The following is a 12,363-nucleotide window of genomic DNA, read 5'->3' on the forward strand; positions in this document are numbered from 1 at the left end:
GCGGCTCAGCGCTGGCGATGCTGTGGCTGCCACAGCGCTTCGCCGTGGCCATCGGCCCGTGCCAGCACCCGGGCCAGCACGAACAGCAGGTCTGACAGCCGGTTGAGGTACTGCAGCGCCTCGCTGCGAACCGGTTCCACGCGGGCCAGGGCGACCGTGTCGCGCTCGGCGCGGCGGACGACGGTGCGCGCGAGGTGGCAGCGCGCGGCGGCCTCGCCACCGGCCGGCAGGATGAACTCCTTCAGCATCGGCAGGTCGGCGTTGTAGTGGTCCAGCTGCTGTTCCAGTGCCGACACATCGGCGGCGTGGATGGCGGCATGGCCGGGAATGCACAGTTCGGCGCCCAGATCGAACAGCTGGTGCTGCAGGTGCACCACCAGTGCACGGACATCCTCGGGCAGCGGCACCGCCAACAGCAGGCCGAGCGTGGCGTTGGCTTCATCGACGGTGCCGTAGGACGCAACACGCAGGTCATCCTTGCCGACCCGGCTGCCGTCACCCAGGCCGGTGCTGCCGTCGTCGCCGGTGCGGGTGTAGATGCGCGAGAGGCGATGACCCATGGCGCGGCTCAGTGCTGGATGTCGCGGCGGGCCTGCAGGAGCTTGAGCACCTGCTCCACGGCCAGCTGCAGTGCGGCGGCCAGGGCCACATAGATCGCAGTGGTGCGCAGGTAGGGGCCGAACCACTGGGCGTAGTTCTGTGCCCAGCCGGCCACGGTCGGCTCGGCCACGTTCTGGCTGGTCCAGTAGAAACCGCCCTGCGCCAGCAGATGGCACAGCGCCACCGACGCCACCAGCAGCAAGGCACCCTTGCCCAGTACCGACCAGTGCGCGCTGCGGTAGTTGCGGCCCAGCAGCATGCCACCGGCCCACATGGCGAAGTAGGCCGGCAACAGCAGCCAGTAGCCCGGCGACACGCAGTAGTGTTGCCAGAAATCGAGGCCGCTGCTGCGGATAACGATCCAGTCGACCAGCACCGCGAACACCATCAGCAGCGGGAACGCCCAGCGGGTCCAGCGGGCGAGGTAGAAGCCGCCGATGAAGAACACCGCCCAGGAGGCATCCGGGATTGCCGCGAAGTGATTGACGCGGGTTGCCGCCAGCAACAGCACGAGCACTGACAGGACGAAGGCGCGGGGGGCGGAGTCGGACATGGCGGTGGGGCCGGGGCGGATTCAGGTTTCATTCTAGCCCGGCGCGGCGCTTGGCGCAGGAGCGGCGGCGTGGGGCATGCCGGCACGGCGAGCGCGTATCATGCGCCCATGAGTGAACGACATGACGTGCTGATCGTCGGTGGCGGTCTGGTGGGTGCCAGCCTGGCCATCGCCCTGGACCGCCTGGGCCGCGACGTGGGGCTGCTCGAAGCCAGCCCGGCCGGGGAACTGCCGGCGGTGTTCGACCAGCGCAACCTCAGTTTTGCCGCAGCCACGATCAACGCGCTGACCGCGCTGGGGGTCATGCAGAAGCTGACGATGGCCCCTGGCCCCATCCGCCGCATCCATGTCAGCCGCGCCGGCGATTTCGGCCGTGTGCAGCTCGATGCCGCAGCGTACGACCGGCCCTGGTTCGGCCAGGTGGTGGTGGCGCGTGATTTCGGCCAGGCGCTGGAAAGCCGGCTGCAGGAGTTGTCGCGACTGCGCCGCTACCGGCCGATGCGTTTCCTTGGCCTGGGCGAAGTGATTGACGGCTACCGCCAGGTGCGGGTGGCCGATGACAGCGGCGAGCAGGTGCTGCTGGCGCGGCTGGTGGTCGGTGCCGACGGCACCAGCAGCGGCGTGCGCGATGCGTTGGGCATCGACGTTGATCGGCACGACTTCCAGCAGACGCTGTTCGTGGCCCGCGTGCGCAGCCAGCGCGCCCCCGATGGCACCGCCTGGGAGCGCTTCACCGATACCGGCCCGACGGCGTTGCTGCCGCGTGGCGACCGTCATTTCGGCACCGTCCACGGTGTTGCCCGTGACCAGGCCGAGGCGGTGATGGCGCTGGACGACACCGCCTGGCTGCAGCGCCTGCAGCAGGCCATCGGCTGGCGCGCGGGCCGCCTGCTCGACTCCGGCCCGCGCAGTGCCTATCCGCTGATCCAGGTACTGGCGCGCGCGCTGGTGGGGGAGCGCACGGTGCTGCTGGGCAATGCCGCGCAGACCATCCACCCGCTGGGTGCGCAGGGTTTCAACCTCGGCCTGCGCGATGCATTGACGTTGGCCGAGCTGCTGGAAGTGGAGGGCGATGCCGGCAGCGACGCACTGCTGCGGTCCTACGTGGCCCGCCGCGAAGAAGATCGACGGCAGACGGTGGCGTTCTCCGGCGGCCTTGCCCGGCTGACCAGCAATCCGGCGCCGCTGCTGCGCCCGCTGCGCACCCTGGGCCTGGTGGCCGCACAGCGCGCCTCGGTGCAGTCGATGCTGGTCGGTGGTGCGATGGGCTTCCGTGGCGATGTGCCGCGCCTGTGCCGTGGAGAAGCCGCATGAACCGGCGCGCACGCCTGGACGTGGCCATCGTTGGCGGCGGTGTGGTCGGCGCCGCCTGTGCGCTGGCGCTGGCCGATGCCGGCCTTGCCGTAACGCTGGTGGAAGGGCGTGAACCGGCACCCTGGCAGGCCGCACAGCCGGATCTGCGGGTGTTCGCCTTCGCCGCCGACAACGTGCAGTTGCTTGAGCGCCTCGGCGTGTGGCCGACGATCGCGCAGGCGCGCGCCTGGCCGTACCGGCGCATGCAGGTGTGGGACGCGGCCGGTGGCGACGACCTGCTGTTCGACGCGGACCGCTTCGGCCGTCGCGAGCTGGGTTTCATCGTCGAGAACGGCTTGCTGCAGGATCGCCTGTGGGCGGCGCTGCCGGCAGCTGGCGTGGAGCTGCATTGCCCGGCGCGCGTGGAAGCGCTTGAACAGGACGAGCACGCTGTGCGCCTGCGCCTGGATGATGGTCGTCGCATCGAAGCCGCACTGGCGGTGGCCGCCGATGGCGCTGAATCGACCCTGCGCGGACTGGCCGGGATCGACGTCGAACGCCACGACTACCAGCAGCGCGGTGTGGTCGCCTATGTGGACAGCGAGCTGCCCAACCAGGCCACGGCCTGGCAGCGTTTCCTGCCGACCGGTCCGCTGGCGCTGTTGCCGGTGGCCGAGCGCCGCAGTTCCATCGTCTGGACGTTGCCCGACGACGAGGCGGCACGCGTACTGGCCCTGGACGAAGACGCATTCAATCGTGAACTGACCCGCGCTTTCGCCGCGCGCCTGGGTGAGCTGCGGCTGGCCTCGCCGCGCGCGGCCTTCCCGCTGCGCCGGCAGCTGGCCCGCCACTACGTGGCCGGTCGCGTGCTGGCGCTGGGCGATGCCGCCCACGTGGTGCATCCGCTGGCCGGGCAAGGCGTCAACCTCGGCCTGCGCGATGTTGCCGCCCTGCAGCACTGGCTGGCGCCATCGGCCGAACGGCGCGGACAACCCCGGTTGTCGCCGCAGCGCGTGCAGCGCTGGGCGCGTGAGCGTCGCAGCGACAACCAGATCGCCGCCTACAGCTTCGACGCGATCAACCGGCTGTTCTCCAACGACGAGATGCACCTGACCCTGGCGCGTGGCCGCGCGCTGGGCTGCGCAGGCAAGTGGCCGCCGCTGGTGCAGGCCTTCTGGAAGCGCGCCGCAGGGGTGTGACCGACGGCGCCGCGCGCGGTCATCCGCCGGTAGCGCCGGGCCATGCCCGGCGAGCGCGCAGCGCGGTTCACCGATCCCGCCGGGCGTGGCCCGGCGCTACCGGAATCGGGTCAATCGATCAGCCAACCGGCAAGGTCAGCGCGGTCCAGCTTGCCGCGGCGCTTGCTGTCCAATGCGTTGAACTCATCGGAAAGCGCCGGATTGGCCAGTGCTTCGTCACGGCTGATGAAACCATCAGCGTTCACGTCCAGCTCGGCGAAATGGATGCGGTACTGGCCGACCACGCTGGCCGGCGCCAGCGAGCGCACCGTTACCGGGGTTTCGCCCAGCGGCAACACGATGTCGACGCTGCCGGTCACGCGGGCGGCCGACAGTGACTGCTGGCGGACCACGCCGCTGTCATCGCGCAGCGGGGCGCTCTGTGCCGGCTGCGGGCGCGCCGGCTGTGCCAGTGCCGGCACTGCCAGCACCGCGGTACACAGCAGCAGGGAAATGCGCGGGATGTCCATCAGCGCAGCGGCGACGCCAGCACCGTGATTTCCTCACGGTCGTGGTACAGCTGCTTGGCACGTACCACCAGCGGCTTGCCGGCCTGCTCCTGGAACAGGTCCAGGCACAGGCGGGTTTCTTCCCAGCGTTTCTTCATCGGCAGCTTCAGGTTGAAGATCGCGTGCCTGCACCAGCCCTCGCGGAACCAGGTGGCCATGCGTTCGGCGACGCGACGCGGCTGCTCGACCATATCGCAGACCATCCAGTCCAGCGGTTGCTCCGGGTGCCAATGGAAGCCATCGGCGCGCAGGTGCTCGACCAGACCGGTGTCCAGCACGTGCTGGCGCAGCGGACCGTTGTCGATGCTCAGCACATGCACGTGCTGGCGGGTCAGTACCCACGTCCAGCCGCCGGGTGCCGCGCCCAGATCGGCCGCACGCATGCCCGGACGGACCAGCGCTTCGCGTTCTTCCGGGGCGAGCAGGGTCAGCAGCGCTTCATCCAGCTTCAATGCCGAACGCGAAGGCGCGTCGGGCAACAGCTTCAGGCGCGGAATGCCCAACGCCCAAGGTGCACTGTCGTCCGGGTTGGCCACGCAGATGAAGGCATGCGTGCCATCGACGAACACCACGTGCAGGCGCGGCAGGCGTGCATTGGGTTTGTCGCTGAGTTTGCCGGCCTTGCGCAGCGCCGGGCGCAGGGCGTTGCCGAAGGCACGCGCGAGCCCGGACAAGGGTTTGCCGGCATCCGAATCGGGGTGTTCCACCCACAGATCACCGAAGCGCGGCGCATCGGCCAGCACGTCCAGCATCGGCGTGATGCGGTCGGCCGGGTCCAGCTGTGGCAGCTCGGCCAGCACCACCAGCTTCTGGCGGGCGAAGATCAGCTCGTGCCACGGCAATCGCGGTGCAAGCGCTGCGGCTTCATCACACATGAAGAGCACGTAGCCGTCGTTGCGCTGTGTACGGGCGTAGCCGGCAAAACCGGCGGCGCCTGCGCGAAACTGCAGTTCGCCGGCCAGCTCGGGCTCGAAGCCCTGCCGGCACAGGCACAGCAGGCCGATGCCGGCCTCAGTAACGGGCGCCATTGCTCTCCCCATAGGCACGCAGCACGCTGCGCGCCGCATCCCGGTTCAGGCCCTGCACCACGTCGATGCCGCGCTTGTTGAGCTCGCCCACCCAGTCGGCCGGCAGCGGGCCTTCATCGAACGGGGTCAGTTCTTCCACGTCGGCCGAACTGGCGCCGATCAGCAGGCGGTCGATGCCGGCCCACACGGTGGCGCCGTAGCACTGGCAGCATGGCTGCGAACTGGTGGCCAGGGTGACCGGCGACAGCACCGCGTTCAGGCGCGGGGTCTGCAGGCGCTGCTGGGCCAGCATGTAGGCCATGTTCTCGGCGTGCGCCAGCGAGGTCGAATGCGGCATCACCCGGTTCACGCCGGCAGCGATCACCTTGTCATCCGGCCCGAACACCACGGCGCCGAACGGGCCGCCACTGGCGTGGTCGACGTTCAGCCGCGACAGCTCGATCGCCAGCGCGACCTTGGCCTCGTCGCCCGGATATCGACGATCCAGGTCGATCTGGTCGTGGATCCAGGCGGGAAGGGTCAGGTGGACTTGCGCGTACAGCATCGCGGGGGTGCCTCGTTGGGAGTGAAAGGAACAGGTGCAACAGATGTCGGCGCGCAGTGTAGCGGCAGTGGCATGTACCGGGCGTGCGCGCTGGATTCAGGCCGCTGAGGGTGAGCCGGTGCGGATCACCACGTACTGCTTGCGGAATTCCAGCCCCGCCTGCGGCCAGCGCGCGGCATAGGCACGCAGCAGCGGCAGGGCAGGGGCGAAGTCATGGCCGTTGACCCGGCAGTCGGCTTCGCACTGGCCCTGCTCGTCGCGCGAAGCGAACAGGCGGATGGCCAGGAAGTGATGAGCCTTCAGCAGGTCGTCGAAGGCGTCGATGCTCCTGGTGAACAGGCAGCAGGGGCAGGAGCCGTGGTCGTCTTCGCTGCATGCAGCGGCGTCGTCCAGTTCGCGGGCGCGGTAATGGGCCAGCGGTCCCAGCACCACGGTGCGCTCGTGTTCCCGGCCGTCTTCGTTGGTCGGGTAGGTCAGTCCCATCATCGGCAGATCCGGTGCGTCGTCGGCGCCGATGGCAGCCTGCAGGGTTGCCAGATCCACCCGCACCCAAGTCTCGAAGCCGGACAGCAGGGATTCCTGTTCGGATGCGCCATTGGCGTGCTGGTACTCGAACAGGCCATCGGCGAACAAGCCCGCGTGACGGCTCTCGATGACGGAGGAGGTCTGCCAGCCGCCGTTGTCGCGTTCGTTGCTGGCGACGCCGTGCGGGGTCAGGTGCAGGCCACTGTCGAGCAGCAGTCCGTCGCCCTCGACGGTGCAGGCGATGTCACGGCCCAGCAGGACCTGTTGCAGCAGCGGCAGAAGGGGAGACGCGGTCTTGGTCATCGGAGGCACTTGGTTTGCAGGGGAGGAACACACCTGTCAGGCAGGGCTGGCGCTACAGTGCGTCGAGTTCGGCGCGATATCGCTGCGCGTCGGGTTGCTGCTGCGGATCGTTGCCGTGGTCACGCAGCCAGCTTTCCAGCTCGCGGCGATAGTCCGCGCGGAAATCGGCATTGCCCGGGCTGAAATGCAGCTTGCGTGCTGCCACGTCCACGCGCTCGCGCGCGCTAGCACGGCCCTGGGCGATGCCGTGCGGGGATTCGTTGGTGAGGATGACGAAGTTGCGCGGGAAGCCCGGTGTGTACTTCACCACGAACGGCTGGTCCCGTGCCGGAATCCGGATCGCGTTCTCCAGCGGCCACAGCGAGGCGGTGTTGGTGTGGAACACCACTTCCACATCGCGGCCCTCGGCGGTACGCAGCACCGCTTCGTAGCGCCAGATGTACTGTTCGTTGAGCGTGGAGTTGGTTTCCTCGGCCTTGACGATCACCGCTTCGCCACGCTCGCCCACCGCATTGAGGAAGGTGGCGTTGAGGAAGCTGCCGAGGAAGATGTTGAGCATCGCCAGCGGGAACACCACGATGGCATAGCCCGGAAAGCGCCGCCACCACGAGACCAGCCCGGCCAGCACCATCGCTGCAAAGAACGTCAGCAGCGGATGCTGCGAGATGAACCAGAGCAGAGCGGACAGGGCGGTGATCATGGTCGCGGTCGCGCGGGCGCCATCCCGGCGCCCGCGCAGGTCCTCAGGCCGACCAGGTGTCGCGCAGGGTCACGCTGCGGTTGAACACCGGCCTGGCTGCGGTGTGGTCGCGGCGGTCGGCAACGAAGTAGCCGGTGCGCTCGAACTGGAACGACTGTTCCGGCGCCGCGGTGGCAGCTGCCGGCTCGACATAGCCGATGACGGTGCGGCGTGATTCCGGATTGAGGTAATCGCGGTAGGTCTTGCCTTCCGATTCATCGTCCGGGTTCGGCACCGAGAACAGGCGGTCATACAGGCGGATCTCGGCCGGCACGCCGTGCACCGCGCTGACCCAGTGGATGGTGCCCTTGACCTTGCGGTTGGCGCCTTCCATGCCCGGGCGCGACTCCGGATCCAGCCAGCCGCGCAGTTCGGTGATGGTGCCGTCGGCATCCTTGATCACTTCATCGCAGCGGATGATGCCGGCGCCGCGCAGGCGCACTTCGCCACCGGGAACCAAGCGCTTCCAGCCCTTCGGCGGCACTTCGGCAAAGTCCTCGCGGTCGATCCACACTTCACGTGCGAACGGCACTTCGCGGGTACCGAAGCTCTCGTCCTTCGGGTGGTTGCTGAAGGTCAGCTGCTCTTCGTGGCCGTCGGCCAGGTTGGTCAGCACCAGCTTGACCGGGTCGACCACGGCCATGCGGCGCGGCGCGGCGCTGTCCAGGTCTTCGCGCAGCGCGCCTTCCAGTACGCTGAAATCGATCAGCGAATTCTGCTTGCTGATGCCCACGCGCTCGGCGAACAGGCGCATTGCCGCCGGCGTGTAGCCACGGCGACGCAGGCCCTGCAGGGTCGGCATGCGCGGGTCTTCCCAGCCGTCCACCAGCTGTTCGGTGACCAGCGCCATCAGCTTGCGCTTGCTCATCACCGTGTAGTTGATGTTCAGGCGCGAGAACTCGATCTGGCGCGGCTTGGCCGCTTCGCGCGGCAGGCCGGCGTCGACCAGCGGCTGGGTCAGCGCGTCATCGTGGGCGAAGTCGACGTTGTCCACGCACCAGTCGTACAGCGGGCGGTGGTCTTCGAACTCCAGCGTGCACAGCGAGTGGGTGATGCCTTCGATCGAATCGCCCAGTGCATGGGCGAAGTCATACATCGGGTAGATCGGCCAGGCGTTGCCGGTGTTCTGGTGTTCGACGTGCTTGATGCGGTACAGGGCCGGATCGCGCAGGTTGATGTTGCCGCTGGCCATGTCGATCTTGGCGCGCACGGTGCGCGCGCCATCGGGGAATTCACCGGCGCGCATGCGGCGGAACAGGTCCAGGTTTTCCTCGACGCTGCGGTCGCGCCACGGCGAGGGCCGGCCCGGTTCGGTCAGGGTGCCGCGGTAGGCGCGCACTTCCTCGGCCGACAGGTCACAGACGTAGGCCTTGCCGTCGGCGATCAGCTTCTCGGCGGCCAGGTAGTAGGCGTCGAAGTAATCCGACGCATGGCGCAGCTCGTTCCACTCAAAGCCCAGCCAGCGCACGTCGTCCTGGATCGCGGCCACGTACTCCGGGTCTTCCTTGGCCGGGTTGGTGTCGTCGAAACGCAGGTTGCAGACGCCGCCGAACTCGCCGGCGACGCCGAAGTTCAGGCAGATCGACTTGGCGTGACCGATGTGCAGGTAGCCGTTCGGCTCGGGCGGGAAGCGGGTCTTGATCGCCTGGTGCTTACCGCTGGCCAGGTCCTCGCGCACGATCTGGCGGATGAAATCGCGCTTCTCGTGGCTGTCGGCGGGGGTCTCGGGGCTGGCGGGGGTGTGCTCTGACATGAGTCGGCGAAAGAAAGGCAGAAAGATTGCCAGTCTAACGCTTACCGGGAAGGGCTGCCCGGGGGGCCGCTACGCTGGCCGGGCATGGCCCGGCGCTACCATCCCGCACCGGTAGCGCCGGGCCATGCCCGGCGAGCGCAGCGGCACCATTCAGCCCCCGGGCGTATGCTGGAATCCTGTCCCACGGAGCTGCCGCATGCACATCGTGTACAAGGCCGACAATCTGTTCGACGCCCACCTGGTCAAGCACGCGCTGGAAGACGCTGGCATCCCGGCGTTCGTGTTCGGCGAGTCGCTGCTGGGAGGCATGGGTGAGCTGCCGCTGTTCGGCGTGCTGCGGGTCGGTATTCCCGACGCCGCGCGGCCACAGGCCGAAGACATCGTGGCGGCGCTGGACTTGGGCCACGCCACAGACGCCCCCATTTCAGATGCCGACGACATTGCCGGGCTTCCGGCGTAGGAGCGCATCATGTTGGGAATCGGACAGGGCATCCTCGGCATCGGGGCCTTCAAGCAGCGCCTGCCGCGCCCGGAAGAGGCTTTGCCGGGCCGCGACCAGCCACTGCCGCTGCACAGCAACCAGCACTTCGTGAACAGCCATCCGCTGAAGGACCGTTTCGCCGGCCTGCAGCAGATCCGCTTCGCGCTGGGCTGCTTCTGGGGGGCCGAGCGCAAATTCTGGAACGAGCCGGGCGTGTACAGCACCTCGGTGGGCTATGCCGGTGGAATCACACCGAACCCCACCTATGAAGAGGTCTGCTCGGGCCTGACCGGCCACACCGAGGTGGTGCAGGTGGTGTTCGACCCGGCGGTTGTCAGCCTGGAGCGGCTGCTGCAGCTGTTCTGGGAAAGCCATGACCCGACCCAGGGCATGCGCCAGGGCAACGACACCGGCACCCAGTACCGTTCGGCGATCCACGCCATCGACGAGGCCCAGTACGCCGCGGCGCTGGCCAGTGGCGAGGCCTACCAGGCGCAGCTGGCTGCAGCGGGGTATGGCCCGATCACCACCGAGATCGTGTATCCGGCACCGACGTACTACTACGCCGAGGACTATCACCAGCAGTACCTGGCCAAGAACCCGAACGGCTACTGCGGCATTGGCGGTACCGGCGTGAGCTGCCCGATCGGGTTGGATGTGGAGGTGCCGCGCTGACGCGCGGTGGTCCGCCTGCGGCGGGCAGAAGCCAAAGCCAAAGCCAAAGCCAAAGCGGCTCTGGGTTTCTGTTGGTTGGGCGGGGCGGTGTGGGTTGGCAGGACACGCCGTGAACCCCCTCCGGGGTCCGGCCCAGCCGCTGGCGGCTGTGCGTTCGGGCGCTTGCGAAGCAGTGCTTCGCAAGCAAAGCGCCCTCACCCCTGGGGGCTCGATGGCGCCTTGCTCGTGTGCGCTGTCCTGCGCACACGGCAAGACCGGGGTTGGGCGTCCTGCCCAACCCGCCCGAGGCATGCCTCGGGCCCATGGCGCCAACGGTCCTGCCAACCCACACCGCCCCGCCCCCGACCGTTTCCCGGTGACGGTGGGCAGGAGCATGGGTTACTGACGAACTGATGGAAAACAAAAAGGACGCGGCTTTCGCCGCGTCCTTTTTGTTTGTTTGCTTGTGAGCAAGCGCAGCGCGCGACCCGCTTCTGCTCTTCTTTTCTTTCTTCCGTGGCGGGCGGCCGCAGGAAACTGTCGAAGGCAGGGTGGGTAGGCCGTGCAGGGGCGTGAGCCGCATGGATGCGGCGACCGAGCTTACATGGACGTACTTGCAGCGTCCCCTGCACGGCCTACCCACCCTGCCAAACGCATGACCCGCTCTTCGCGACCAAGCCCCCGCCACGAGGGGCTCAGCCGTTGGCAGGAACCCTTACAGCGCCTCGCGGATCCGCTGACGCAGCGCTTCCAGATCCTTGGCAAACGCATCGATACCGGTCGCCAGCTTCTCGGTCGCCATCGGATCGGCGGCCAGGTCGGCTGCGAACTTCGCCGCGTCGATCGGCGTCACCTGCACCGCTTCAGCGGCACCGGCAACCAGCTTGCGCGGCAGCGCGCCGTGGTCGGCGTCGAGCTTCTCCAGCAGGTCCGGCGAAATGGTCAGGCGGTCGCAGCCGGCCAGCGCTTCGATCTGCGCGGTCGAACGGAACGAGGCGCCCATCACCACGGTCGGCGAACCGCGGCGCTTGAATTCGGCATACACCCCACGCACGAACACCACACCCGGGTCCTCGTCGATGTTTGCCGGGGTCTGGCCGTTGGCCACGTACCAGTCCAGGATGCGGCCGACGAACGGCGAGATCAGGAACGCACCGGCTTCGCTGCAGGCCAGCGCCTGGGTGGGGTTGAAGATCAGGGTCAGGTTGCAGTCGATGCCTTCGGCCTGCAGCACGCGCGCGGCTTCCACGCCTTCCCAGGTCGCAGCGATCTTGATCAGGATCTTCTCGCGCGGCACGCCGGCATCGGCGTACATCTGGATGAACTGACGGGCCTTGGCCACGGTCGCGGCGGTGTCGTGGGCCTGGTCGGCATCCACTTCGGTGGAGACGCGGCCCGGTACCAGCGTGCTCAGCAGCGCACCGACGCCGATGGTCAGGCGGTCGGCCACGGCGTGCACCACGGCCTCGCGGTCGCCGCCCTGCTGGCGGCCCCAGGCCAGTTCGCGTTCGATCAGTTCCGCATAGACCGGCAGGTTCAGCGCCTTCTTCACCAGGGTCGGATTGGTGGTGCAGTCCACCGGCTGCAGGCGCTTGATCGCCTCGTAGTCACCGGTATCGGCAACGACCACGGACAGTTCGCGCAGCTGGGACAGTTTGGACGGGGTACTCATTACGGCTCCTGGTGCGGGGATTGCAGGGAAACTGATCGCGCGCGGTTCGCAGCGCAGGTCAGGGACGGTCGTTGTGGACCGCGCTCACGCGCAGCCGCAGCTTGCGGCCGCCCGGGGCGGTCCAGTCGATGCTCTGGCCAACGGCCAGGCCCAGCAGGGCACTGCCGACGGGTGCCAGCACGGACACCTTGCCTTCATCGACATTGGCTTCGCGAGGGAAGACCAGGGTCAGGACATGCTTCTCGCCCGACACTTCATCTTCGCACTCCACGCGCGAATGCATCATGACGATGCCTTCGGGAATCTGGTCTGGCGGCAACACGGTTGCGCGGTTGAGCTCGTCGGCAAGCGTACGCGCGGCCGGCGTCTGGCTGTGCGCCGGGGATTCGAGCATGGCGTCCAGGCGATCCATGTCGAGGGTGGAAACAGTGATCGACGGCGGAAGGCCGCTGGCGGTGTTCATGGTGACGC

Annotated in this window: 14 protein-coding genes; 4 read left to right on the plus strand and 10 right to left on the minus strand. The window is 68.1% G+C overall.

What is annotated here, in order from left to right; all coding sequences use genetic code 11:
- Positions 1 to 5 precede the first annotated feature (5 nt).
- Both LMF57_RS03385 and LMF57_RS03390 read right to left on the minus strand, forming a co-directional pair.
- Positions 6 to 560, minus strand: a complete 555-nt coding sequence (locus tag LMF57_RS03385) for a cob(I)yrinic acid a,c-diamide adenosyltransferase (RefSeq protein ID WP_025877925.1) — start codon at positions 558 to 560, stop codon at positions 6 to 8.
- Positions 561 to 568: 8 nt separating this feature from the next.
- Positions 569 to 1,153: a hypothetical protein gene (locus LMF57_RS03390; protein ID WP_229290829.1), complete on the minus strand. Its 585-nt coding sequence runs from the start codon at positions 1,151 to 1,153 to the stop codon at positions 569 to 571.
- 108 nt (positions 1,154 to 1,261) lie between these two features.
- Here LMF57_RS03390 and ubiH point away from each other — a divergent pair, with 108 nt between their 5' ends.
- Positions 1,262 to 2,467, plus strand: coding sequence for a 2-octaprenyl-6-methoxyphenyl hydroxylase (ubiH, locus tag LMF57_RS03395; protein WP_229290835.1), 1,206 nt, complete (start codon positions 1,262 to 1,264; stop codon positions 2,465 to 2,467).
- A complete protein-coding gene (locus LMF57_RS03400; protein WP_208082843.1) occupies positions 2,464 to 3,645 on the plus strand; it encodes a UbiH/UbiF family hydroxylase in 1,182 nt (393 codons plus the stop codon). Before ubiH ends, LMF57_RS03400 begins: the two co-directional genes overlap by 4 nt.
- A 110-nt stretch (positions 3,646 to 3,755) precedes the next feature.
- On the opposite strand, the gene LMF57_RS03405 is transcribed toward LMF57_RS03400, so the two are convergent.
- The 6 genes from LMF57_RS03405 to LMF57_RS03430 all read right to left on the minus strand — a co-directional run bounded on the left by LMF57_RS03405 (position 3,756) and on the right by LMF57_RS03430 (position 9,085).
- Positions 3,756 to 4,154 (minus strand): EF-hand domain-containing protein, encoded by a 399-nt coding sequence (locus LMF57_RS03405; protein WP_229290838.1) that lies wholly within the window; start codon positions 4,152 to 4,154, stop codon positions 3,756 to 3,758.
- Complete coding sequence (gene rlmM, locus LMF57_RS03410) at positions 4,154 to 5,221, minus strand: 23S rRNA (cytidine(2498)-2'-O)-methyltransferase RlmM (protein ID WP_229290841.1); 1,068 nt, start codon at positions 5,219 to 5,221, stop codon at positions 4,154 to 4,156. Before rlmM ends, LMF57_RS03405 begins: the two co-directional genes overlap by 1 nt.
- Positions 5,205 to 5,765, minus strand: coding sequence for a nucleoside deaminase (locus tag LMF57_RS03415; protein ID WP_117309586.1), 561 nt, complete (start codon positions 5,763 to 5,765; stop codon positions 5,205 to 5,207). The genes rlmM and LMF57_RS03415 overlap by 17 nt, the downstream gene beginning before the upstream one ends.
- A gap of 96 nt (positions 5,766 to 5,861) precedes the next feature.
- Positions 5,862 to 6,593, minus strand: a complete 732-nt coding sequence (locus LMF57_RS03420) for a DUF6348 family protein (RefSeq protein WP_117309587.1) — start codon at positions 6,591 to 6,593, stop codon at positions 5,862 to 5,864.
- Positions 6,594 to 6,645: 52 nt separating this feature from the next.
- On the minus strand, positions 6,646 to 7,293 hold the full coding sequence (locus tag LMF57_RS03425; RefSeq protein WP_117309588.1) for a hypothetical protein: 648 nt from the start codon (positions 7,291 to 7,293) through the stop codon (positions 6,646 to 6,648).
- 43 nt (positions 7,294 to 7,336) lie between these two features.
- Entirely contained in the window at positions 7,337 to 9,085 is a 1,749-nt protein-coding gene (locus LMF57_RS03430) for a glutamine--tRNA ligase/YqeY domain fusion protein (protein ID WP_117309589.1), read from the minus strand.
- Positions 9,086 to 9,281: 196 nt separating this feature from the next.
- Between LMF57_RS03430 and LMF57_RS03435 the strand changes: the two genes are divergently transcribed.
- On the plus strand, positions 9,282 to 9,545 hold the full coding sequence (locus LMF57_RS03435; protein ID WP_117309590.1) for a DUF2007 domain-containing protein: 264 nt from the start codon (positions 9,282 to 9,284) through the stop codon (positions 9,543 to 9,545).
- A 30-nt stretch (positions 9,546 to 9,575) separates the two neighbouring features.
- Positions 9,576 to 10,241 carry a peptide-methionine (S)-S-oxide reductase MsrA gene (gene msrA / locus LMF57_RS03440; RefSeq protein WP_229291354.1) on the plus strand — a complete coding sequence of 222 codons (666 nt, stop codon included), beginning with the start codon at positions 9,576 to 9,578 and terminating at the stop codon, positions 10,239 to 10,241.
- A 694-nt stretch (positions 10,242 to 10,935) separates the two neighbouring features.
- Here the strand turns inward: msrA and LMF57_RS03445 are convergent.
- The gene (locus LMF57_RS03445; RefSeq protein WP_229290843.1) at positions 10,936 to 11,892 is read right to left on the minus strand and encodes a transaldolase; all 957 of its coding nucleotides are present in this window, start codon (positions 11,890 to 11,892) and stop codon (positions 10,936 to 10,938) included.
- A 58-nt stretch (positions 11,893 to 11,950) separates the two neighbouring features.
- Complete coding sequence (gene rnk / locus LMF57_RS03450) at positions 11,951 to 12,355, minus strand: nucleoside diphosphate kinase regulator (RefSeq protein WP_025877946.1); 405 nt, start codon at positions 12,353 to 12,355, stop codon at positions 11,951 to 11,953.
- Between the last annotated feature and the right edge of the window lie 8 nt (positions 12,356 to 12,363).

Origin of the sequence: Stenotrophomonas sp. SI-NJAU-1 (genome assembly GCF_020883215.1) — a bacterium.
Lineage (GTDB): Bacteria > Pseudomonadota > Gammaproteobacteria > Xanthomonadales > Xanthomonadaceae > Stenotrophomonas > Stenotrophomonas indicatrix.